The sequence below is a fragment of the Micromonospora sp. DT63 genome (assembly GCF_049841615.1).
Lineage (GTDB): Bacteria > Actinomycetota > Actinomycetes > Mycobacteriales > Micromonosporaceae > Micromonospora.
The window spans coordinates 30,458-53,693 of sequence record NZ_JBNCKQ010000006.1 but is presented as its reverse complement, the minus strand read 5'-3'; the positions used below and the strand labels follow the sequence as shown (position 1 = coordinate 53,693).

General features: G+C 72.1%; 18 protein-coding genes and 2 pseudogenes. 10 read left to right on the top strand and 10 right to left on the bottom strand.

The genetic code is table 11. The features are described 5' to 3' along the window. From ACLQ27_RS21785 to ACLQ27_RS21775, 3 genes are all read right to left on the bottom strand, one after another. Complete coding sequence (locus ACLQ27_RS21785) at nt 1-1,050, bottom strand: nitronate monooxygenase (protein ID WP_357574460.1); 1,050 nt, start codon at nt 1,048-1,050, stop codon at nt 1-3. An 84-nt stretch (nt 1,051-1,134) separates the two neighbouring features. Next, nucleotides 1,135-2,256, bottom strand: a complete 1,122-nt coding sequence (locus tag ACLQ27_RS21780) for a hypothetical protein (RefSeq protein ID WP_357574461.1) — start codon at nt 2,254-2,256, stop codon at nt 1,135-1,137. A 168-nt stretch (nt 2,257-2,424) separates the two neighbouring features. Next, complete coding sequence (locus ACLQ27_RS21775; RefSeq protein ID WP_357495191.1) at nt 2,425-3,534, bottom strand: lectin; 1,110 nt, start codon at nt 3,532-3,534, stop codon at nt 2,425-2,427. A gap of 331 nt (nt 3,535-3,865) precedes the next feature. Here ACLQ27_RS21775 and ACLQ27_RS21770 point away from each other — a divergent pair, with 331 nt between their 5' ends. The 7 genes and pseudogenes from ACLQ27_RS21770 (at nt 3,866) to ACLQ27_RS21740 (ending at nt 11,583) form a co-directional block, all read left to right on the top strand. Next, complete coding sequence (locus ACLQ27_RS21770) at nt 3,866-4,333, top strand: hypothetical protein (protein WP_234582301.1); 468 nt, start codon at nt 3,866-3,868, stop codon at nt 4,331-4,333. After that, a complete protein-coding gene (locus tag ACLQ27_RS21765) occupies nt 4,333-5,724 on the top strand; it encodes a hypothetical protein (protein WP_425868372.1) in 1,392 nt (463 codons plus the stop codon). The genes ACLQ27_RS21770 and ACLQ27_RS21765 overlap by 1 nt, the downstream gene beginning before the upstream one ends. Continuing rightward, nucleotides 5,721-5,981 (top strand): annotated as a pseudogene (locus ACLQ27_RS21760) (VWA containing CoxE family protein); the annotation flags it as partial. The gene ACLQ27_RS21765 and the pseudogene ACLQ27_RS21760, both read left to right, overlap by 4 nt. Nucleotides 5,982-6,134: 153 nt before the next feature. Continuing rightward, nucleotides 6,135-7,217, top strand: a pseudogene (locus ACLQ27_RS21755) (VWA domain-containing protein); the annotation flags it as partial. 14 nt (nt 7,218-7,231) lie between these two features. Beyond that, nucleotides 7,232-8,344 (top strand): ATP-binding protein, encoded by a 1,113-nt coding sequence (locus ACLQ27_RS21750; protein ID WP_234582269.1) that lies wholly within the window; start codon nt 7,232-7,234, stop codon nt 8,342-8,344. Continuing rightward, nucleotides 8,341-11,193: a DUF5682 family protein gene (locus ACLQ27_RS21745; protein WP_425868370.1), complete on the top strand. Its 2,853-nt coding sequence runs from the start codon at nt 8,341-8,343 to the stop codon at nt 11,191-11,193. Before ACLQ27_RS21750 ends, ACLQ27_RS21745 begins: the two co-directional genes overlap by 4 nt. A 117-nt stretch (nt 11,194-11,310) precedes the next feature. Next, nucleotides 11,311-11,583: a hypothetical protein gene (locus tag ACLQ27_RS21740; RefSeq protein WP_425868368.1), complete on the top strand. Its 273-nt coding sequence runs from the start codon at nt 11,311-11,313 to the stop codon at nt 11,581-11,583. A gap of 137 nt (nt 11,584-11,720) precedes the next feature. Here ACLQ27_RS21740 and ACLQ27_RS21735 read toward each other — a convergent pair whose 3' ends face one another. After that, nucleotides 11,721-12,989 (bottom strand): Nramp family divalent metal transporter, encoded by a 1,269-nt coding sequence (locus ACLQ27_RS21735; RefSeq protein ID WP_425868366.1) that lies wholly within the window; start codon nt 12,987-12,989, stop codon nt 11,721-11,723. Nucleotides 12,990-13,168: 179 nt separating this feature from the next. On the opposite strand from ACLQ27_RS21735, the gene ACLQ27_RS21730 reads away from it, so the two are divergent. The 3 genes from ACLQ27_RS21730 to ACLQ27_RS21720 are packed head-to-tail and all read left to right on the top strand — an operon-like array spanning nt 13,169 to nt 15,464. Then, nucleotides 13,169-13,576, top strand: a complete 408-nt coding sequence (locus tag ACLQ27_RS21730; protein WP_007457663.1) for a GntR family transcriptional regulator — start codon at nt 13,169-13,171, stop codon at nt 13,574-13,576. Nucleotides 13,577-13,596: 20 nt separating this feature from the next. After that, nucleotides 13,597-14,487: an ABC transporter ATP-binding protein gene (locus ACLQ27_RS21725; RefSeq protein WP_425868364.1), complete on the top strand. Its 891-nt coding sequence runs from the start codon at nt 13,597-13,599 to the stop codon at nt 14,485-14,487. Further along, nucleotides 14,484-15,464, top strand: coding sequence for an ABC transporter permease (locus ACLQ27_RS21720; RefSeq protein ID WP_357495206.1), 981 nt, complete (start codon nt 14,484-14,486; stop codon nt 15,462-15,464). The genes ACLQ27_RS21725 and ACLQ27_RS21720 overlap by 4 nt, the downstream gene beginning before the upstream one ends. Before the next feature lie 90 nt (nt 15,465-15,554). Here the strand turns inward: ACLQ27_RS21720 and ACLQ27_RS21715 are convergent, their stop codons facing one another. The 6 genes from ACLQ27_RS21715 to ACLQ27_RS21690 form a co-directional block, all read right to left on the bottom strand. Next, nucleotides 15,555-16,748 carry an ROK family transcriptional regulator gene (locus tag ACLQ27_RS21715; protein WP_425868697.1) on the bottom strand — a complete coding sequence of 398 codons (1,194 nt, stop codon included), beginning with the start codon at nt 16,746-16,748 and terminating at the stop codon, nt 15,555-15,557. A 168-nt stretch (nt 16,749-16,916) separates the two neighbouring features. Then, nucleotides 16,917-18,020 carry a sugar-binding protein gene (locus ACLQ27_RS21710; protein ID WP_357495208.1) on the bottom strand — a complete coding sequence of 368 codons (1,104 nt, stop codon included), beginning with the start codon at nt 18,018-18,020 and terminating at the stop codon, nt 16,917-16,919. 54 nt (nt 18,021-18,074) lie between these two features. Continuing rightward, nucleotides 18,075-19,373, bottom strand: coding sequence for a multiple monosaccharide ABC transporter permease (gene mmsB / locus ACLQ27_RS21705; protein WP_357495210.1), 1,299 nt, complete (start codon nt 19,371-19,373; stop codon nt 18,075-18,077). After that, nucleotides 19,370-20,917 carry a multiple monosaccharide ABC transporter ATP-binding protein gene (mmsA, locus tag ACLQ27_RS21700; protein WP_357495212.1) on the bottom strand — a complete coding sequence of 516 codons (1,548 nt, stop codon included), beginning with the start codon at nt 20,915-20,917 and terminating at the stop codon, nt 19,370-19,372. Before mmsA ends, mmsB begins: the two co-directional genes overlap by 4 nt. 534 nt (nt 20,918-21,451) lie before the next feature. Then, nucleotides 21,452-22,630, bottom strand: coding sequence for a glutathione-independent formaldehyde dehydrogenase (locus ACLQ27_RS21695; RefSeq protein WP_425868361.1), 1,179 nt, complete (start codon nt 22,628-22,630; stop codon nt 21,452-21,454). Nucleotides 22,631-22,717: 87 nt separating this feature from the next. Next, nucleotides 22,718-23,110, bottom strand: a complete 393-nt coding sequence (locus ACLQ27_RS21690; protein WP_357495216.1) for a PPOX class F420-dependent oxidoreductase — start codon at nt 23,108-23,110, stop codon at nt 22,718-22,720. Nucleotides 23,111-23,236: the final 126 nt, after the last annotated feature.

Below are 23,236 nucleotides of genomic sequence, written 5' to 3'. Positions count from 1 at the left end.
TCAGCCCCAGCGGGTCGCCCGTTGCGCCGCCACTGTCAGCGCGGCCCGGGCGGCGGCGCTGACCTCGACGACCAGCTCGGCCGCCGGTACGTCCCGGGCGAGCGGGTGCGCCTGCCCGGCCCACAGGTTCACCACCGAGGCGTCGCCGTCGCGCCGGGCGGCGGCGAGCAGCGGACGGGTCAGGTGCAGCACCTGCGGGTAGCCGGCCGGCGCGACGGCGTCGTGCGTACGCAGGAATTCGTTGACCACGCCGCGGGCCCGCTTGCCGGTGTAGGCCCGGGTCAACGCGGTCGGCGCGGCGCTGGCCACCGCCGCGCGGTGCAGGGGTGAGCTGCCCGCCTCCGGGCAGCGCAGGAACATGGTGCCGAGTTGGGCGGCCTGCGCCCCGGCGGCCAGCGCCGCCGCCAGAGCGGGGCCGTCGGCGATGCCACCGGCGGCCACCAACGGCCGGTCACACCGCGCCGCGGCCAGCCGGAGCAGCGGCAACAGCGCGTAGTCGTCGTCGTCCGGCATCCCGCCCCGGTGCCCACCGGCCTCGGTGCCCTGCACCACGACGGCGTCCACGCCCAGCTCGGCGGCGGCCGTGGCGGCGGCCGGGCCGGTGACAGTGGCCCACACCTCGGTGCCGCGCTCCCGCAGGGCGGCCACCACGGCACGGTCGGGCAGCCCGAACGCGAAGGACACCACCGGGACCGGGTCCGCGAGAAGCGCGGCCAGCTTCTGCGGGTACGCGTCGTCGCCGCCCACCGGCTCGCCCAACCGCACCCCGAAGCGGTCGGCCTGCGGGGCGAGCCGCCGCGCGTACTCCCCGACGGCGGCCTCGTCGACCGTGTCGTCGCCGGGCAGGAAGACGTTGACCCCGAACGGCCGGTCGGTACGCGCGCGCACCTCGGCGATGTCGGCTACCAGCCGCACGGTGTCGATCATGCCGGCGGCCAGGAAGCCCAGCCCGCCGACGGCGGATACGGCCGACACGAGGGCCGGGGTGGACGGGCCGCCGGCCATCGGCGCGGCGACGATCGGGTGGCGCAGCTCGGACAGCACGGACATCCACCCATCCTGCCGCAGCGCGCCGGCCCTGCGGCTCGCGACGCGACGCCCGCCCGCACACCGTGGCGCGCACGCCGCCGTCGGTCAGCGTCGGTCGGTGTGCCGCCGCCACAGCACCCCGGCCACGGCGAACAGTGCCAGCAGCGTCCCGGCGCCGGCGGCCAGCGGCCAGGCCCGACCGCCCCCGATGCCGGCCGCCTGTGCCGCCGGGCGGGCCGGCGGGGACGACGGCGGCGCCGCCGTGGTGGACTCCGCCGGGTGCGGGGCGGCGGCCGTCGCCGTCGGGGCCGGATACCGCAGGATCGTCGGGCGGCTGCCGGCCGGCTGGTCGGCGGACTCGGAGACGGTGAGCAGGGACCGGCCGTCGCGGCTGTAGGTGACCGACTCGCCCTGCGGCTCGTCGGGCAGCGGCATGACCCGTGGGGTGCCGCCGGTCAGCGCGGCGACCACGTCACCGCCGGTCACGTCGTACTCGAACGCGTCGGCGTAGGTCCGCAGCACCACCCGGCGGCCGTCCGGCGCGTTCGCCGCCCCGGTGACGACGCCCCGCCCGAGGAACGAGAACGGGTTGCTGGTGGTGCTGGACGGGAGGACCACCCGGCCGACCGAGGCCAGCGGTGTGGTGGCCCCCGGCTTCAGCGCGGTGGTCGGCGAGTACAGCACGACGGTGCCGCTGCCGCCCTTCGTGATGATCAACGGCCGGCCGGCCGCGTCGAGCAGCAGCGCCTCGGCGTCGTGCGGATTGTCCGGGTATTTCATCCGGTACAGCACCGGCTGGTCCGCCCCCGGCGCGAGCCGCCACAGCGCGATCGTCTCGCGGTTGCGGTCGTTGTCACCGGTGTCGGCCACCCAGATGGTGCCGTCCCGGCCGAGGGCCAGGTCCTCGGTGTCGCGGGGCCGGGAGGGGTAGCTGACCGTCCGCTCCACCGCGCAGCGCCGGTCCAGGAAGAAGATCCGGAGGCGGGCCTCGTCGTCGGCGCCGTCGTTGACCACGACGTACCCGTCGTCGGTGGCGACCATCCCGGAGATCTCGGTGAGCCGGTCGTCGCGGACCTGGCACACGCTCACCCCGGCCGACGCCGCGCCGGCGACCGCCGGACCCGGCGACTGCACCGCGGCCAGCGGCACCGCGCCGGCGACGAGAGCCGCCAGTGTCGCCGCCGCGCGGGCGTACCGCCCCCGGTCCACCCAGCCGCGTACCCGCATCGCCCGCCTCCTCGCCGCGGCCGTGGCCCGGCCGCCCCGCCCATCCTGGCCGATCGCGACCAGCGGCGGCGACGATCCGCGCGGACCCGACGACATCCGCGCGGCCGACCGGGCGCAAAGGAGCGGGCGCCGGTCCACCGGGGCACGAGGTGGACCGGCGCCGGACCGCTACCTCGTGGACCAGCGCTGCGCGCCGCCGCCGTTGCAGGTCCAGAGCTGGACGGCTGTCGCGTTGGCCGTGCCGGCCGATGCCACATCGACGCACTTGCCGACGCTGGTCAGCATGATCGCCCCGTCGGATCGGAAGGTGAACCGTTGGGCGGCGCCGCCGTTGCAGGTCCAGATCTGCACCCTGGTGCCGTCGGCGCTCGCGCCGCCCGGCACGTCCAGGCAGCGGTCACCGTAGACCCGCAGCTCCCCGGCGGCGGTGCGGGTCCAACGCTGGTTGGCGGCGCCGTGACAGTCCCAGATGATGACCGGGGCGCCGGCGGTGGTGCTGGCGCCGGAGACGTCCAGGCAACGCCCGGAGTTGGGGTTGACCAGGCCGACCGGGGTGCCGACCGGCGGAGCGCCCGGTGGGACGAGGCTGCCCGGCACCGAGCGCAGCGCGTCGTACCAGCGGGCGGCCATCTTGTCGTACCCGCCGGCGTTGGGGTGGACGCCGTCGGCGAGATCGGCCGTGCTCAACGCCTCGTGCATGTCGACCAGGTGCACCCGGCTGCCCTTCTGCGCCACGATCCCGGGGATGGCCGCGTTGTACGTCCGCACCCGGGCCTCCAGATTCGGGTCGGACTCCGGGACGATGGTGGCGACGAAGAGTTCGGCCTCGGGCGCGGTCGCCCTGATCTTGTCGATCAGCGCGGAGAGCCGGGCCGGCGCGTTGGCCAGGTCGTAGTTCTGGTTCATGTCGTTGGTGCCGATGTGCAACAGGACCGTCCGCGGGTCGGTGGCACGCAACCAGGTGACGATGTTGGCGTCGAGCTGGTCGATGCGCCAGCCCGAGTGGCCCTCGTGGTCGTGGTCACCGAGGCTGGCCGGCCCGTTGAACTGCGAGCCGACGAAGTCGACTGTGTAGCCGCCGCCGGCCAACCGCTGCCACAGGTTGACGCGGTACCCGCCGGGCACGTTGAAGCCGTCGGTGATCGAGTCGCCGAGCGGCAGCACGCGTACCCCGCCGTTCGACTCGGCCTGAGCGGGTGCGACCTGGGCCAGCGCCAGTACGGCACCCAGTGCGAGCCCGAAGGCCGCGGCGGCGGCCCGTCGTGCGTTCCCTCGCATGGTTGATCCCTCTCCTCGTGGGTCGTTCGGGACCGTCGTGGCACGCCGTCCGCCCCAACGGCGACCACATCCGAACCGATCCATCGATGATCGACTATCAGCCAGGTGCTCCGGACCCGGCCCGGCACGGCCACGAGCCGAACGCCGTGGTGGCTGCGCCGAACGGTTCGCGGGACCGGCGCCGCCACCGGACCTGTCGTACCCGTAGTCCATGATCGTGTCGTCGTAGCGGCACCGGCACCGGCCGGCGTGCGCACCATCCTGGATTCTTCTCGATGTGGGAGGCCGTGACGTGACGAACGCCGACGGAGCCGACTGGCGGCGGCGCAGCGTGGTGGCGGTGGTGCCGCCGGCCCGCCCCCGCAAGCTGGCCAAGGTGCCCTTCGTCGAGCTTGCCGACGGGCGGTTGCAGGGCGTGGTCTCCAGCGGATCGGACGTCGAGCGGGTCTACGTCTCGTCGGTCGCCGCCGGCACCCACGCCTACCAGTGCAGCACCAACAACAACCGGCCCTGCGGCGGCCTGCGCGGCATCCCGTGCAAGCACCTGCACGCGCTCGCCGACGAGGCCGTCCTGCAGTACGGCGTCGACCGGGTGGCCCGCTACCTGCGGGTCGACGTCGGCGACGGGGTGGCCGACGGCAGCGGGCTGCTGTCCCGGCTCGACGGCCAGCCCGAGCCGGCCTCGGCGGCGGTGGTGTTCAGCCGCTTCCTGCGCCACCTGGCCTACCTGGAGCTGCCCGTCAGCACTGTCGCGCTGCCCGAGCTGCACTGGTTCCCGGCCACCGGGGCGGGCCGCTGATGCGCGGGGCCCAGGTCGCGCGCCTGCACGCGGTCCCGGCCGGGTTGAGCGACGCGCTCGACGTGGTCGCCGGCTTCGACGACGCCCTCGCCGACGGCTTCGGTCGGATCGGCGAACGGGGCGCTGCGGCGCTCGCCGCGCTCGCCGACGCGCTGGCCGGCACCCCACTGGGTGACCCGGTGACCGCAGCGGTCGACGCGGTCACCGCCGGGTCGGTCGCCCCGGAGCACCTCGCCGCGCTCGCCGGGGCGCGCTCGGCGCTGCTCGGCGCGGCACACGACGCCCTGCTCGGGCAGCTCGACGAGGCGGTGGGCCGCACCCGGTCGCCGTGGACGACGCCGACCAGCAGGCCCGCCGAGACGCCGCCCGCGCTCGCCGGAGCGCGGGCGTGGTGGCACGAGGTGGCGGTCACCGGCTGGCGTGGCGTCGACCACGAGCTGCTCTCCGCAGCCGCCGGGGTCGTTGAGGCCAGCCTGGCCGTTCCGGAGCTGCGCCGGATCGCGGTGCTGCTCGACGGTCTCGCGGCGGAGCTGCGGGCCTGCGTGCCGGTCGCCACCATGGCGCAGGTGCCGGCCCGCCGCTGGGCCGACCTGTGGGCCCGGGGCGTCCTGCTCACCGAGGGCGCACCGTCGACCGGCGAGGCGACGGCGGTCTCCGGGCGGCTGTTGCCGCTCGGTGTGGACGTGCACAGTCACGACACCGCCGTGCAGGTCCAGCTGCACGGCGTCCTGGAGCCGGCGGACGGCGGGCCGGTGCTGCTGGTCCGCACGGCGGTCGCCGCCGCGAAGGTCGACACGATCGTCGGGCCGGCGATCTGGCGGCTGCTGTCGGCACACCCGCTGCTGCTCACCGCGCTGGCCGAGCGGCGGGCGCTGGTCGTGACCGACCTGCCGCTGCGCGGCGGCGACCTGGGCTGGGTCGACGACCGGGTCCAGCTCGACGAGCCCGCCGACCCGTTCGCCACCGCCCGCGTGCGGTTGCCCGCCGCGCGCACGACCGCTACCGACCCGCTCGACCGGCACCCGACGGGCATCGCCGAGCCGGTGCTCGTCGAGGGCCCCGCGAGCCGCGACGAGGACGGCACGCTCGGCATCGAGGTGGACGGCGAACGGGTGGCGCTCGCCGTCGACCGGCTTCCCGCCGCCGGCCCGCTGACCGCCGACCTGGTCGCCGCCGCGTCGGCCTGCCTGGGCCTCCTGCGCTGGGACGACGGCCGCTGGCTGCTCCAGCCGCTGGCGGTCCGGGCCACCGTGAAGCGGCGGACGGTGCAGGCACACAACGGCGACTGGGCCTGCGGCGTCACCGATCCGAAGGTCGCCAAGGAGGAGGCCCGGGCAGGCGATGCCGTGGCCGTGCTGCGCGAGCGCGCGGGACGGTTGCTGCGCCGATGACCGCGCCGATCCCCACCGGCGGTTACGCCGACGCCAACCGCCGTCAGGTCCTCTACTGGCGGCTGCTGTCCCGCCTCTTCGACCGCGACGAGCAGCCCGGCCTGGAGTCGGCGAGCGTGGCAGTTGTCGACGACCTCGGGCTGCCTGCCGCCCTGCTGGACCCGTCGGTCTCGGTGGACACCATCGTGCAGCGCTTCCCGGCGCTCGCGGCGGAGCTGCGCGGCCTGCTCACCTCCGCCGACGCCCCGCCGGACGCCGGCGAAGCGCGGCCTTCCGCCAGCGAAGCCCCGGCCGCCACCGAGGCGCACGCCGCCGCCGGTCCGGATACCGCCGGGCCGGAGGGCGCCGAGGCGCACGCCGCCGAGCCGGAGGGCGCCGGGCCGGAGGGCGCCGGGCCGGGTGGGTCGGAGGACGACAGCGCGACCTACCGGCCGGGTGCGGCCGAGGTGCGCCGGGCGGCGCTGGTGTCGAAGGTGCTGCTGAACGTGTTCGCCACTGGCTCCGGTCCGGTCAGCGCCACCCAACTGGCCCGCTGGCAGTCCGACGCCGGCTGGTTCGAGCAGGCCCTCGGGTGCGAGCCCGGGGAGCTGCGCCGCCAGGGCGGCGGGCTGGGCGGCACCCTGGCCGGGCTGGAGGGTGACCTGGTCCGGCGGATGCACCTGCGGGAGGTGCTCGCCGATCCCGCGCTGGCCAGCCAGCTGACCCCGAGCATGTCGCTGATCGAGCAGTTGCTGCGCGACAAGGCCAACCTGTCCGGGGTGGCGCTGGCCAACGCGAAGGCGCTGATCCGGCGCTTCGTCGACGAGGTCGCCGAGGTGCTCCGCACGCAGGTGCAACAGACAAGTGTCGGCGCACTGGACCGGTCGGTGCCGCCCAAGCGGGTGTTCCGCAACCTGGACCTCGACCGGACCATCTGGCAGAACCTGACCAACTGGAGCCCGGACGACGAGCGGCTCTACGTCGACCGGCTCTACTACCGGCACACCGCGCGGCGTACGACGCCGTCCCGGCTCATCGTCGTTGTCGACCAGTCCGGTTCGATGGTCGACGCGATGGTCAACTGCACGATCCTCGCCTCGATCTTCGCCGGGCTGCCGAAGGTCGACGTGCACCTCGTCGCGTACGACACCCGGGCACTGGACCTCACCCCGTGGGTGCACGACCCGTTCGAGGTGCTGCTGCGTACCCAGTTGGGCGGCGGCACCGACGGCACGGCGGCGCTGACGCTGGCCCGGCCCAAGATCGCCGAGCCGAAGAACACGGTGCTGGTGTGGATCTCCGACTTCTACGAGGTCAACCACCAGGCGGTGTTCGACGGGCTCCAGGCCGTACACCGTTCCGGCGTCAAGGTCATTCCGGTCGGCTCGGTCAGCAGCTCCGGGCAGCAGAGCGTCAACCCCTGGTTCCGGCAACGCTTGAAGGACCAGGGCACCCCGGTCATCTCCGGTCACATCCGCAAGCTCGTCGTCGAGCTGAAGAACTTCCTCACCTAGGAGAGCAACCCCTCATGTCCGAGATGCTGCGCGCCCCCGCCGAGGTCACGTACGCCGACGAGCTGGACTTCCTGGAGTCGGTCGACACCGGCCCGAAGCCGTTCTCGTGGCGCCTGAGCCCGCGCATGGTCCGGCTGTTCGTCCTCGGCTCGGAGCGGGCCGACGGCCTGTCCCGCGAGATCCCGCAGAAGTGGTTCGGCGACCGCAGTTTCGTCGAACGGGCCATCGTCACCCTCGCCTCGGACCGGGGCCTGCTGCTGATCGGCGATCCCGGCACCGGCAAGAGCTGGCTGGCCGAGCTGCTGGCCGCCGCGATCTGCCGCAACTCGACACTCGTCGTGCAGGGCACCGCGGGCACGACGGAGGACCACATCAAGTATTCGTGGAACGTCTCCATGGTGATCGCCAAGGGCCAGTCCCGCGAGTCGATGATCCCCTCGCCGATCATGACGGCGATGGAACGTGGCGTGGTCGGGCGTTTCGAGGAGTTGACCCGCTCCACCAGCGACGTGCAGGACGCCCTGATCTCGATCCTGTCCGAGAAGTACGTCGCCATCCCCGAACTGGACCAGGACAACATCGTCTTCGCCCAACCCGGCTTCTCGATCATCGCGACCGCCAACAGCCGGGACCGGGGCGTCAACGACCTCTCCTCGGCGCTCAAGCGGCGGTTCAACTTCGTGCGGATCCCGGTGGTGACCAACAAGCGCAGCGAGGCGGAGATCGTCCGGTTCCGCACCGAGGAGCTGCTACGCCGGCACCGCATCGAGTTGGACGTCCCGCCGACCCTCCTGGACATCCTGTTGCAGAGTTTCGCCGACCTGCGCGCCGGTGCGGCCGCCGCGACCAGCGACGACGAGAAGTTGGAGTCAGCGCTGTCCACCGCCGAGCAGATCGGTGTGCTGGAGGACGCCATCCTGCACAGCCAGTTCTTCGGCGACCGTACGCTGCGCGCGGCGACGCTCGCCGGGTCGCTGGTCGGGTCGCTGGCCCGGCGCAGTCCGGAGGACCTGGCGATCCTCAACAAGTACCTGCACGGTGTGGTGGAGCCCCGGGCCCGCAAGGACGACGACGGGTGGGCGGGCTTCCTCGACGGCGGTCGTCAGGCGATCGCGTCCCTGTCGTGACCGCGCCCACCGTCGCCGGCCCGTTCGGCGCGCTCCGCGAGCAGCTCAGCGACGCGGCGGCAGCGTTCGCGGGCTCCGCCGACGCGCTCGGCGCGATCCTCGCCGGCATGGTCGACGACGTCGACCGGGCACTCGGCGAGCGGCTGGAGATCTTCCCGGTCTGCCACCACTCACCGGCCTCCGCGCTGGCCATGGTGCGCCGGTTGCGGGCCAAGCAGCCCCGGGTGATCTATTTGGAGCTGTGCGAGGATCTCCAGCCGCTGCTCGGGGAGCTGCGCAACTGCCGTCTGCCCGTCGCGGTGCAGGCGTTCGCGTCGGAGCTGTCCGGCTTTCCCGCCGACTGGGGGCCGCTCAGTGTCGTCGCGCCCGTCACCGAGGCGTCGGCGGAGTACCAGGCCATCGCGTACGCGCTGGAGACCCCCGGCGTCGAGCTGGTGCTGGTGGACCGCTCCACCGACCACGTCTTCCAGTGGTCGCCGCGCGATCGACCGAGCGACGGGGGCGGCACGGCCGGGGCTACCGACGGGGGCGGCACGGCCGTTCCGACCGCCACCGGCGAGGAGTCCGGGCTGCACGGTGACGCCGTCGGGGTGGAGATCGGCGACCTGCGGCCGCGGTTCGCGGAGCTGGAGGCGTACCTGCTGCACCACGGCAAGGTGCGGCACTGGTCGGAGTGGTGGGACCAGTACGTGGAACGCCCGCTGGCCGACGCCGACCACGACACCTACCGGCAGGTGATGGTGCTGATCGGCAGCCTGTTCCGGCGGCTGCGCCCGGCCGGCGAGGATCGGCTGGACCGCGACGAGGATCGCGAGCGGTACATGTGGACGAGGATGCGCCAGCACCTCGCCACCTCCGGCGTCGATCCGGCCGACTGCCTCTACGTCTGCGGCGCGTTCCACGCCGCCAGCCGGGTCGAGCAGTTCGGGCTGGGCTCCGCCGCGCCCGACTTCGAGATCACCCCGCGCACCGACACCCGCTGGCGGTACGGGCTGATCCCGTCCAGCCATTCCGCGATCGAGGCCCAGTTCGGGCTGGCACCGGGCTCGGTGTCGATCGCCGCGGCGACCTGGACGAAGGCGGTGAGCCGGCACAAACTGTCCCCGTACCGGCTGGACGGCCAGCGCACCGGAACCAGCCGGGGGCGGCGGGGCCGGGCACCGACGGCGCCCGTCCCCACCGGGCCGGTCAGCGACCGGCTCACCGGCTTCCTCGCCGCGGCGCCCGACCTGGACGGCCTGGACGAGGCGGAGCTGCGCGGCTGGTGCGTGGACATCGTCCGACTGGCCCGGCGCAACGGATACCTGGCCAGCACCGCCGACGCGATCGCCGTCTTCGAGACCTCGGTCCTGCTGGCCGGCATGCGCAACCGGGCCCGGCCCACCCCGTATGACTTCGCCGACGCCGCGGTCACCTGCATCGAGAAGGACGTGGTGCCCGGCCGGCGCGACGTCCGGCGGCTCTGCGAGATCCTGCTGGGCGGCGACCGGATCGGTCAGGTCGGCTACGACGCCCTCCCGCCGCTGGCCCGCGACGTGCTCGATCGGCTCCAGCCCCTCGGCCTGGCCCTGGAGAAGCGGACGGTGCAGCGGGCGTTGCTGGATCTGGCCGCCCAGCCGGAGCTGGGCCGCTGCTCGGACCTGCTGTGGATCCTGCGGCACCTGCTGCCACCGGCCGCGGTCCGCCCGATCATGGGCGAGCGGCGGCTCGGGCACCGCTCGGTGCAGGAGAGCTGGGACCTGGCGCTCGGCCGCCACCAGCGGGCGCTGATCGAGCTGGGCTACGAGGGCGTGACGGTCGAGCAGGTCCTGGAGCAGCGACTGCGGCGTGCGGTACGCGGCCCCGACGCCACCGCCGCGGGTGCGCTGGCCGCGGTCGAGGACGCCATCCGGTTGCTCGACAGCCCTCGCCTGGTGGACGAGTTGGGGGCGCGCGCGGTGGACCTGCTCGCCGCCGAGCGCACCGTCGACGACGCCCCGGACGTGCTGCGCCGCATCCGGCGCCTGCTGGCCCACTACCGGGCCACCGCGCCGACCCTCCCGAGCTGGTGCGCGGCCTTCGTGACCACCGGGTACGCGCACTACTGCACCCTGCTGCCGACCGCCATCACCGCCGAGGAGACGGGCGTCCGGCAGGTCGGCGCGATGCTCGGCTTCCTGTTCTCGATGGAGGGCCTGGCGCTGTCGCTGGGCTGCGACCGCTCTCAGCTGGAGCTGGCGGTCGGGCAGTCGCACCCGACGGCGCCGGCGAAGGTCGCTCTGCTCTGGGCGGCCCGACACCAGCTCGGCCTGCTGCCGCTTGCCGAGTTGCGGGCCCGGTGTGCCGAGCTGCTGGCCAACCCGCTGGTGGTGCCGGCCTTCCCGCAGTATCTGGCGGGCTTCGTGCACGCGCTGGAGCCGGTGCCCACGCTGGCGCCGTTCGTCGTCGAGACGATGTCGACCGCCTTTGCCCGGCTGCCCGATCCGGTGCTGCTGCCGTGGCTGCCGACCCTGATCACGACGCTGCGGGACCAGGGGCCGGAGCTGGTCCCGTTGCTGATCCGCGAGGCGGGGCGGACCTTTCCGGAGGCGCTGCCGGAGCTGGATTCCTGGGTGCCCCCGTGGGTGGCGCCTCCGTCCCCCGCGCCTCCGTCCGCGGTGCCAGCAGCCGCCGTCTCCGTGCCGCGGCGGCGCGTGGGCGTGCTGCTCGCCGCCCACCCGGAGGCGGTCGACGCGGTCGCCGCCCTGCTCGGTCACGACGGCCGGTGGCAGCCGATGCCCGACCCGCCCGTCGACCGGTCCGGGGCGTCCGCCCTGCTGACCGGGCATCCCGAGACCGCTGCCGCGGTGTCCGTTCTCCTGGGGGTGTGACCGCCTCCCGGCGCATGCCACGGCTGAGGCGTGGATGGCGGGGCGAGGCGTGAGTGCCGCGACGGCGGGTAGGCAGCGGCCCGGCGGCCTGTCGACACCCGCCGGGTGGAGGCTCCGATGAGCACGTACCGGGATGAACAGGGCGGAACGATTCCTCCTCCGGAGGCGGACGCCCTTGAGCAACGACATGACGCGTTCGACGTCGGCCCGCCGGACCGGGTGTCGGGTGACGTCGACCCGGAGGCGGCCGAGGCCGACCTTGCCGAGCAGGGTGCCTTCCCGGCGGGCACGCTCGAGGAGGTGACGTCGCTGCCGGCCGACGCCAACGCGGCGGACGCCCTCGAACAGCGCCAGGAGATCCCGGCCCGCGACGAGGGTCGTCGCACCTGACCCTTCCCGTTCCCGTCCAGGTAGCCGCCCCCGCGCCAGCCGCCCGAGACGGCGTTGCGGGTGATGCCTGTGGGTCATCAAGATGACTCACAGGCATCACGCTCGCAGGAGTGCCCGGACGCAGGCGGCCGGCCCGCTCAGCCGGCGACGACCTGCCACAGCAGGAACGCGTTGAGCGCGACGACCAGGACGGCGACCAGGGCCGCGGCGGCCGTGGTGAGCGGGTGGTTGACCAGGTTGCCCATGAGGTCGCGGCGGCGGGTGAACGCGACCACCGGGATCAGCGCGAACGGGATGCCGAAGCTGAGGATGACCTGCGACAGCACCAGGGCGCGGGTGGGGTCGAGGCCGATGGCGAGCACGGCCAGCGCGGGTGCCAGGGTGACCAGCCGACGCAGCAGCAGCGGCACCCGGCGGCGCAGGAAGCCCTGCATGATCACCTCGCCGGCGTAGGTGCCGACGCTCGTGGAGGCGAGCCCGGAGACGAGCAGGGCGACCGCGAACCCGAACGCGGCGGCGGTGCCGATGCTCTGACCGAGGCCGGCGTGCACCCCCTGGAGGCTGTCGGCCCCCACCGGACCGCCGCCCCGGAAGCTGGCCGCGGCGATCAGCAGCATGGCGAGGTTGACCGCGCCGGCCGCCGTCAGGGCCAGCAGCACGTCGGTGCGCTGGCCACGAAAGAGGGTCCGACGCTCGACGTCGTCGGTCGCGGGGATGCGGTCGCGGGTCAGCGCGGAGTGCACGTAGATGACGTGCGGCATGACTGTGGCGCCGAGGATGCCGGCGGCCAGCAGCACGCTGTCGGTGCCCTGGAGTCGGGGCGCCAGGCCGGCCAGGGCGGAGCCCGGATCGGCGCCGGCGGCGAGCAGGTTGGCCGCGAAGGCCAGGACGATGACGCCGAGCAGCACGGCGATGGCGATCTCGAACGCGCGGAATCCGCGCGAGCGCAGGGCGAGCACGACGAAGGCGGCGGCGCCGATGATGAGCCCGCCGGGCAGCAGCGGGATGCCGAAGAGGAGGTACAGGGCGACCGCGCCGCCGATCACCTCGGCCAGGTCGGTGGCCATCGCGACGAGTTCGGCCTGCACCCACATCATCCGGTTCACCGGGCGGGGCAGGCGCTCGCGGCACAACTCGGGCAGGCTACGGCCGGTGGCCAGGCCCAGCTTGGCGGTGAGGGTCTGCACCAGCATGGCCATCAGGTTGGCCACGACCACTACCCAGACGAGCAGGTAGCCGTAGCGGGCGCCGGCAGCCGAGTTGGTGGCGAAGTTGCCCGGGTCGACGTACGCGACGGCGGCGACGAACGCCGGGCCGAGCAGGATCAGCCGCCCGCGTACGCGACCCCGGGCGCGGGCGACCTGCAACGGCGTCGCCCTCGTCGTCGTGAGTTCGTTGGTGACCACCGAGCACCTCCCCCTTGCGCACGGATCGCGTGCCTGTTCCCTTCCCGGCCGGTTGGCCCGTCGGTGCCAATCGCTGGCCCCGGGGCGACAGGTGGGTCAGCCGCTTGACAGGGGTCCCGCGTCCCACCAAGCTGTCTATTAGTCCTACTGTCGTAGGACAACAGGAAGGATCATCACGAGTGATCGAGTTCGTGCTGGACAGCCGGTCGAAGGTGAACACCTACATGCAGCTCGTGCAGCAGGTGAAGCAGGCGCTGCGCGTCGGTCTGCTCGCACCCGGGGACCAGCTGCCGAAGGTCCGGGACGTCGCCCAGTCACTGGCGATAAACCCGAACACGGTGCTGAAGGCGTACCGGGAGCTGGAGATCGAGGGCCTGGTCGGCGGCCGACCGGGGGTGGGCACGTTCGTCCAGCGCACCCTCGCCGGCGCGTCCCTGCCCAATCAGGCCGAGCTGCGCGACGACCTCGTGGCGTGGCTGCACCGGGCACAGGCAGCCGGTCTGACGGCCGAGGACGTCGTCGCCCTGGTGGAGACCACGCTGCGCGCCACCCTCACCGACGACACCCCACAGAAGGAACCCGCGTGAGCGGTACGAGAGGACAGAGGATGGAGATGGTCTTGGAGGCCGACCGGCTGGGCAAGCGGTACGGCAGGACGTGGGCGTTACGGGACTGTTCGCTGCACCTTCCCGCCGGCCGGATCGCCGCGCTGGTCGGGCCCAACGGCGCGGGCAAGAGCACGTTGCTGCACCTGGCCGTCGGGCTGCTCAAGCCCGACGAGGGCGCGGTGCGGGTGTTCGGCAGGTCGCCGTACGGCGACACGGACGGGCTGGCCGACATCGGGTTCGTCGCCCAGGAAACCCCGCTGTACCGGGACTTCACCGCCGCCGAGCTGGTCATCGCCGGCGGCAAGCTGAACAGGCGGTGGGACGCGGCGCTGGCCCGGACCCGGTTGGCGCAGCTCGGGATACCGCCCGACAAGCCGGTCGGCAAACTCTCCGGCGGCCAACGGGCCCAGGTGGCGCTCGCCCTGGCGCTGGCCAAGCAACCCCGGTTGCTGCTGCTCGACGAGCCGGTGGCCAGCCTCGATCCGCTGGCCCGGCGGGAGTTCCTCCAGTCGCTGATGGGCAGTGTCGCGGACTCGGGGACCACGGTTCTGCTCTCCTCGCACCTGCTGGCCGACCTGGAGCGGGTCTGCGACTACCTGATCGTGCTCAACGCCGCCCAGGTGCAGCTCACTGGCTCGGTCGACGACCTGGTGGCCGCGCACCGGCAGCTCGTCGGCCCGCGGCACGACGGCGGTCCGATCGGCGGCGTCGCGCACGTGGTCCGGGCCAGCCACACCGACCGGCAGTCCACGCTGCTGGTGCGTACCGACGGCCCGGTCACCGACCCCGGCTGGACGGTGCGCGACGTCAGCCTGGAGGACATCGTCCTGGCCTACCTGGCCGACGGCGTCGCGCAGACCAGTCACAGCGAGTGGGGGGTGGCGGCATGATCTGGCTGACCTGGCGGCAACACCGCAAGCTGGCGTTCTACACCCTCCTGGGGTTCCTGGTGCTCGCCGCCGTGCTGGTGCCGATCGGCCTGTCGATGCGGCACACCTTCGCCGACCTCGGGCTTGCGGGTTGCCTTCGTCCGTCCGAGCTCAGCGAGGCTGCCGCGCAGACCTGCGACGTGGGACTGCGCCGTTTCACCGACCGGTACGACAGTTTGAACCTGGTGGCGGTGCTGCTGATCACCCTGCCGGTGCTGGTCGGCCTGTTCTGGGGCGCACCGCTGGTGGCTCGCGAGGTGGAGCAGGGTACGCACCGGTTCGTCTGGACCCAGGGCGTCGGCCGCGCCCGCTGGGCGCTGGTGAAGTTCGGGCTGGTCGGCGGCGCCGTCGTGCTCCTCGCGGCCGGCTACGGACTGGGCGTGTCGTGGTGGGTCGACCCGCTCACCAAGGCCGCGCACGAGGGTCGACTCGGTGTGATCGTCTTCGACCTGCAGGGCATCGTGCCGATCGGCTACACCCTCTTCGCCGTGGCGCTCGGCATCTTCGCCGGCACCATCTTCAAGCGGATGCTGCCCGCCATGGGCATCACCCTGGCCGGGTTCATCGGCGTACGGGCGGCGGTGGAGATCCTGGCCCGACCGCACTACCAGCCCGCCCGCACCCAGACCTTCCCGATCGAGGGGCCCGGGATTCCGGAGGGAGACCGGGGCAACTGGGTGCTCGCCGTGGGAATCCGCAACGCGGACGGAACGATGGCGGCGGAGAACACCCGGATCCAGTGCCCGCCCGGTGGCAAGGGCCCGACCGGCCAGACCTGCGGCGCCGAGCTGGGCCTGGGACCGGGCGCGTACAACTGGGAGCTGTACCAGCCGGCGGACCGGTTCTGGTTGTTCCAGGGCATCGAGACGGGCATCTTCGTCGCCCTCGCCGTGCTCCTGCTCTACCTCGCCGTGCGTCGGGTCCGCCGGATCGCGTAGCCCGGACGGGTGACGGTCGAGTCGATCGTTGGCTGCTGAGCCGCACGACACGCGGATGGTCGTGCTGCTCAGCCGCCAAACGATCACGGATTACGCCGACTGGCCGGCGACACCGACGTTGAGCGGATCGGCCAACAGCTTGTCGAAGGCCAACTCGGCGGCGCCGATCAGGACGGCGTCGCGGCCGAGCGCCGCCGCGCGCAGCCGCAGGTGCTCGCGGGAGGCCGGCAGCGGCATGGCGTCCAGCCGCCGACGCACCGTGTCCGCGCCGGCGATGAAGATGTCGCGCAGCGAGCCACCGAAGACCACGGCGTCGGGATTGACCACGTTCACCAGGTTGGCGACGCCGAAGCCGAGCCAGTCGGCGACCTGTTCGACGGCCTGGCGGGCGGCCGGATCGCCGTCCGCCGCCGCGCGCAGCACCTCGGTCACGGCGGCGCGGTCGTCAGGGTCGCGCCCGGCGTGGCGCAGCAGCGCGGCTTCACCGATCTCGGTCTCCCAGCAGCCACGAGAGCCGCAGCCGCAGGGCAGCCCGTTCGGGTTGACGACCATGTGCCCGACCTTGCCGCTGTGACCCCGGTGGCCGATCATCAGGCGGCCACCGACGACGATGCCGGCGCTGATGCCCAGGTCTCCGTGCAGGTAGATGAGGTCGTCGATGCCGGGAGCCACGCCCCGGATGTGTTCGGCCAGGCCCGCGATGTCGGCGAGGTCGCCGGCCACGAACCCCGGGCCGGCGGTGAGTTCGGCCTCCAGCGCCACGCTGAGGCCCTCGTCGACGCCGACGATCCGGAGTCGGCCGTCCGCGTCGCGGGTGGTGTCGGTAACCGCTACCGCTCCCCCGACCAGCAGCGCGCCGGGGGCGACGCCCTGTTCCATGTCGCGAACGAGATCGGCCAGTGGGCCGACGGCGTCGACCGCCGACATGCCGCTGGGACGGGCGACCTCGCGCCGGTCGAGGATGCGGCCGCCGAGGCCGACCCGCGCGGCGCGCAGCCGGTCCGCGTCGATGCTGAGCGCGTGCGCGTAGACCCGCTCGGAGCGGGGGCTGACCACCAGGGAGGGGCGGCCGGCCCGTCGGGCGGTGGTCGGCACCTCCTCGGTGACGAGGCCGCTGGCGGTCAGGTCGGCGGCGAGCGCGCCGATGGTGCTGCGGTTGAGGCCGAGGCGGCTGGTCAGCTCGGCCCGCGACGTCGGCCCGTGCAGGTGCACGTAGCGCAGCACGGCGCCGAGGTTCTGCCGCCGGATCTCCTCCTGGCTCGCACCGGGGAGCGGGGGCAGCAGCGGGGAATCAGGGTTACGGCCGGCGCCGGCTGGCCTGGACCGCACGGGTGTCTCCACGGTCAGACCTCCTTAAGGATCGGTGCCGGGTGGCGAGGAGGCACGGACGACGATGGGTCCCGGAAGAGGAGATCCCGGGACCCATCGGCGTTGCTGCCTACCGTGTGGTGATTACTTGGTGAGCGGCGCGAGCTTCGGGTCGTTCGCGTACGCCTCGGCCGCGTTCGCCTTGGTGACGGCGACCGGCGGGAGCAGGAACGTGTCCACGACCTTGCTGCCGTTGTTGTAGGACTTGGTGTCGTTCACCTGCGGGGTGTTACCGGCCTGGAGAGCCTTGACCATGTTGATGGTCTCCTTCACCAGGTTGCGGGTGTCCTTGTTGATCGTCATGTACTGCTCGCCAGCGACGATCGACTTGACCGACTCGACCTCGGAGTCCTGGCCGGTGACGACCGGGATCGGCTTGCCGGCACCCTTGACCGAGGTCAGGATGGCGCGGGCCAGCGTGTCGTTCGGGGACAGGACGCCGTCCAGCGTCTTGCCGCCGTAGGTGGAGGTCAGCAGCTGGTCCATGCGGGCCTGCGCACCCTCGGCCTTCCAGCCCTGGATGGCGGTCTGCTTGACGTCCTTCTGACCCGAGGCGACGACGACGGTGCCCTTGTCGATCTCCGGCTTGAGCACGCTCATCGCGCCGTCGAAGAAGACACCGGCGTTGTTGTCGTCCGGCGAGCCGGAGAACAGCTCGATGTTGTACGGGCCGTTCGGCTTCTTGGCCTTCATGCCGTCCAGCAGGGCCTGGCCCTGGAGCTGGCCGACCTTGAAGTTGTCGAACGCGACGTAGTAGTCGAGGTCCGGCGTGTTCTTGATCAGACGGTCGTAGGCGATGACCTTCACGCCGGCCTGGTGGGCCGCGGCGACCTGGGTCGACAGCTGCGCGGCGTCGGTCGCGCCGATGACGATGACCTTCGCGCCCTTGGTCACCATGGCGGTGATCTGGGCCTGCTGGTCGGCAACGGTGGTCGACGCGCCGGCGTACTGCACGTCACCCTGGAAACCGGCCTCCTTCAGGCCGTTGGTGAACAGGTCACCGGCGAGAACCCAGTTCTCGGAGGTCTTGGCCGGCAGGGCGACACCGATCAGGGAGTTCGCCGCGAAGCCCTTGGCCTCGCCACCGGAGCTACCGGAGTCGCCGTCGCGGCCGGAGCCGCAGCCAGCGAGGGCCAGCATGGCGGCGGCGCTGACCGCGACCACCGACGTGCCGAAGAATTTACGCATGGTGAGGACTTGCCTTTCTGGAAGGTGGAACCGGGTGGAGAGAGTCGGTGGCCGTCAGCCGGACACCGCTGCCGTGGCGGGCTTGCGCTCCGCGTCCGGCGGTGAGGCGGGTGGGGCGGAGTCGTCGCGGCGGAACGGCCGCATCAGGCTCCCGATGATGGAGAAGCGCCCCTGGCTCTTGTTGTAGACATCGATGGCGACGGCCAGCAGCAGGACCAGGCCCTTGATGATCTGGACGCGGTCGGTGCCGACGCCCATCAACTGCAGGCCGTTGTTGAGCACGGCCATGACGAGACCACCGACGATCGAGCCGCTGATGGTGCCGATGCCGCCGGCGACCGCCGCGCCACCGATGAACACCGCGGCGATGGCGTCCAACTCCCAGCCGTTGCCGTCCTGCGGTCCGGAGGCCGCCGACCGGGCCACGAAGATCATGCCGGCCAGCGCGGCCAGGACGGACATGTTCATCATGACGAAGAAGTTGACCCGCTTGAGCTTCACGCCGGACAGCTCGGCCGCCCGGGAGTTGCCGCCCACCGCGTAGATGTGCCGGCCACCGGCCGTGTTGCGGGTGTAGAAGGAGTACGCGATGACCAGGACCAGCAGGATGATGCCCGAGATCGGGAAGCTGGTGCCGACGCGACCGCTGGCGAAGCGCAGCGACGCGAAGGCGATGACCCCGACCATGATGGCCATCCGCAGGATCGAGATCCACATCGGCGCCGGGTCGGCGTCCATCTCCCGACGGGTCTTGCGGGCCTGGAGTTCCCGCCACACCACAGCCACCGCCGCGGCCAGACCCAGTAGCAGCGTCGCGTTGTTGTAGCCGGTGTTCGGGCCGAACTCCGGCAGGAAGCCGGCGCCGATCTCCCGGAAGCCCTCGGGCACCGGAATGCTCTGCGCGTTACCGATGAACTGGTTGCCGCCGCGGAACAGCAGCATGCCGGCCAGGGTGACGATGAACGCCGGCACCCCGATGTACGCCACCCAGAAGCCCTGCCAGGCGCCGATCGCCGCGCCGATCACGAGACCGAACAGGATGGCGGCAGGCCAGGGCAGGTTCCACTCGGCCATCGACTTGGCGACCAGGATGCCCGCGAAGGCGGCGACGGAGCCGACCGAGAGGTCGATGTGCCCGGCCACGATCACCATGAGCATGCCGATGGCCAGGATCAGAATGTACGAGTTCTGCTGGAACAGCGCGATCAGGTTGTCCGACCGCAGGGTGAGGCCGTCGGTCAGGATCTGGAACAGGACGACGATCGCCACCAGGGTGAAGATCATCCCGAACTGGCGCGCGTTGGAGGTGGTACCTCCGAACAAATTCTTCTGAAGGTCCTTCAATCGGCTCATCGTGTGGCCATCTTCTTCGTCGAGGTCATCTGCTTCATGAGGTTTTCCGGGGTGGCGTCCGCCCGGGCGATCTCACCCGTGATGGCGCCTTCGAACACGGTGTAGATGCGGTCGCAGAGCCCGATCAGCTCAGGCAGCTCCGAGGAGATGACGACGACGCCCTTCCCCTGGTCGGCGAGCCGCTGGATGATGCCGTAGATCTCGTACTTGGCGCCCACGTCGATACCGCGCGTCGGCTCGTCGAGGATCAGCAGGTCCGGGTCGGTGAACATCCACTTCGCCAGGACGACCTTCTGCTGGTTGCCGCCGGAGAGCTTGGAGACGCTCTCGTCGACAGTCGGGGCCTTGGTCCGCAACTCCTTGCGGTACGCCTCGGCCGCCTGGTATTCCTCGACCTCGTTCAGGACGCCGCGGTGCGAGATCTTGGACAGCTTGGCGGCGACGGTCGACGCCTTGATGTCGTCGAGCAGGTTGAGGCCGATCGCCTTGCGGTCCTCGCTGACGTACGCGAGCCCGTTGTCGATCGCGTCCGCGACCGACTTCAGGACGATCTCCTTGCCGTCCTTGATGATCGTGCCCGACTCGTACACCCCGTAGGAGCGGCCGAAGACACTCATCGCGAGTTCCGTGCGGCCCGCGCCCATGAGGCCGGCGAAGCCGACGATCTCGCCGCGGCGCACCACGAAGCTCTCGTTCTTGCAGACCTGGCGCTCGGCGGAGATCGGGTGCCGGACGTTCCAGTTGCGGACCTCGAAGAAGACCTCGCCGATCTTCGGGGTGTGGTCCGGGAACCGGCTGCCCAGCTCGCGGCCGACCATGCCCCGCACGATCCGGTCCTCGTCGACCCCGTCCGCCTTGACGTCGAGGGTCTCCACGGTCCGGCCGTCGCGCAGGATGGTGATCTGGTCGGCGATCGCCTCGATCTCGTTCAGCTTGTGCGAGATCATGATCGAGGTGATGCCGCGCGAACGGAACCCGCGCAGCAGGTCCAGCAGGTGCTTGGAGTCCGCCTCGTTCAGCGCCGCCGTCGGCTCGTCCAGGATGAGCAGCTTCACGTCCTTGGCGAACGCCTTGGCGATCTCCACGAGCTGCTGCTTGCCGACACCGATGTCCTTGATCAGGGTGTCCGGGTCCTCCTGGAGGCCGACCCGGGCCATCAGGTCCAGCGCCATCCGGTTCGCGGCCTTCCAGTCGATCGCGCCGTGCTTGCGCGGCTCGTTGCCGAGGAAGATGTTCTCGGCGATCGACATGCCCGGGATGAGCGCGAGCTCCTGGTGGATGATCACGATTCCGGCGTTCTCACTGGCCCGGATGTCGGAGAACCTGCTCTCCGACCCCTGGTAGATGATCTGGCCGTCGTAGCTTCCGTACGGGTAGACCCCGCTGAGGACCTTCATCAGCGTGGACTTGCCCGCACCGTTCTCGCCGCAGATGGCATGGATCTCGCCGGCGCGAACCACCAGGTTGACGTCGGAGAGGGCCTTGACTCCGGGGAACTCCTTGGTGATGGAGCGCATCTCAAGGAGGGTGGGCACGTCGTTCATCGCTCGTACCACCTCGCCAACGTCATCGTTGCCTCCGGAAGGTTGAACCTTCACTTGGTTTTGTTGTTGACGGCAACGTATTGCGGCGAACAGGCCATCCGCAAGGCGAGGGCCTGTTGAAAATGTAACAATCCGGCAATATCGACGTTGCAGAGTATTCGCCCGTCACAGCCGCCCCCGCAGCCTCTCCCGGCACGATGACCTGTCGGTGGCAACGTTGTCAAATGCGGAGCCACTCCATGATCAATTTTGATCGCTGCCATCAGGCCCGCCACCAGGCACGATCCACGGCGGCGGGACGAGGGACAGCCTACCCACGAGTACGAAACTATCGGCGGATCTTGATCAGGCCGCACCGCCGGCACGGTGCCGAGGACGCGACGACCGGTCTCGGTCGACTGTGTGACCCACGCCTCCCCGGACCCGACGGATCGACGGAGGCGATCTCGTCGATCGCACCACCAGGAGAGGGGTCAACGCCTGGACGTCCCTTACGTGCCGGATCGGGCCCGAACGGACGGACGCGCCGGCCGGTCAACTCGGGCGCAGCACCGCCTTGATCACCCCGTTCTCCCGCCGGTCGAAGCTGCGGTACAGCTCCGGCGCGTCGGCGAGGGCGCCGTGATGGGTCACGATCACGCTGGGCCGGGCGCGACCGGCGACGACCAGGTCGCGCAGCAGAACCGTGTAGCGGCGGTCGTGCGTACGGCCGAACCGGACCTCGACGCCCTTGCTGAACAACGTCCCCCAGGGTGCGACCAGATCCTCGTGGGCGCTCGCGCCGGGGCGGGGATGCAGGTCCTTGTCCGGGTAGACGCCGGCGACCGCGATCGAGCCGGCGGGGTTGACCAGCCGGGCCGCGTCCGCGATCACCTGGTCCGGGCGCTCCTGGTCGGGGTGCACGCGGTCGCGCGCCTGGAACCCGACCGCGTCGATGACCCGGTCGATCCCGCCCAGCTTCTCCTCGCCGAGCGGCAGACCGGCCCGCGCGCGGTCGGCGCGGATCTGCTCGACCGGGTCGCCGCGGCGGAAGTCGACCGGAACGGCCCCGATCTCACCGGCCTTGTCGAGTCGGGCGTCGACACCGTCGACGCAGTACACGACCCGCGCACCCCGCAACAGCGCCGAGTACGCGCCGAGCAGGCCGATGGTGCCGGCGCCGAACACGGCAACTGTGTCGCCGGCCTGGACCCCGGCGAGGGTGGCCGCGGCGTGCCAACCGGTGACGAACGCGTCGGCGAGCAGCACGAAGTCGTCCTCGTACGCGTCACCCGGCTCCCCCGGCACCGGCACGCAGTTCGCGTCGGCCCACGGCACGCGCAGCAGGTCGGCCTGGGCGCCCCGGTACGGGCCCATCCCGGCGTAGCCGTACGCGGCGCCCGGCCCCTCGGCCCGGGCCCGCAGGCAGGCCGCCGACAGCCCGCGGGCGCACATCACGCAGGTGCCGCAGAACAGGTGGGTGGGGATCACCACGCGGGTGCCCGGACGCACGGTCTGCACCGCCGAGCCGACCTCCTGCACCACACCCAGCGGTTCGTGGCCGAGCACCAGCCCGGGGTCGGCGCCCGTGCGCCCGTCGTACATGTGCAGGTCGGTGCCGCACAGCGCGCTGGAGGTGATCCGCACGAGCGCGTCGGTCTCCGCCTCCAGCGTCGCGTCGGGCACCTCCCGCACCTCGACGGTCCGGACGTCCGCGTAGACGACGGCTCTCATCCCGACTCCCCTTCCGCTGCTGGAATGTCGGTCTTCCCCCGGCCGGGTCGTTCATGCCGAAGCGACGTCGGGCGGCCGGTGGGCCGGTCAGCCCATCGACCGGACCCGGTCGGCCTCGATGGTGAGGATGATCCGGACCTGGTCGCGACCGCCGAACCACGGGTACGACCCGCCGAGGTAGCGCTGCGCCAGCCGCTCGATGTGCTCGGCCGCGCCCTCGGTGCTCACGTCGACCACCCGACCCCGGACCTCGTGGTAGCGGCCCGGCTTGTCCGGGTCGGAGATCGCCACGGCGACCCGGGGGTCCCGACGGACGTTGCGCGTCTTCTGGTGCGTCTCCACCGTGTTGATCAAAAGGTGGGTGCCGTCGGTGTCCACCCACGTCTGGGTGAGCTGCGGCGAGCCGTCCGGCATCAGTGTCGTCAGGTAGCAGGTGCTCGGAGCGCGCAGCAGCGCGAGCAGGTCGTCGGGCAGGTTCACGGGTGTCCCTTTGTCCGGTGGCGCCCAACCCGGCGTTGGTCGCTTCGCAACAGTCGCACGTCGTGATCGACGGCCGGGGCGGGACCCCGCACCGACGTAGCATCGGCGAGGCACGATGTCAGGCGC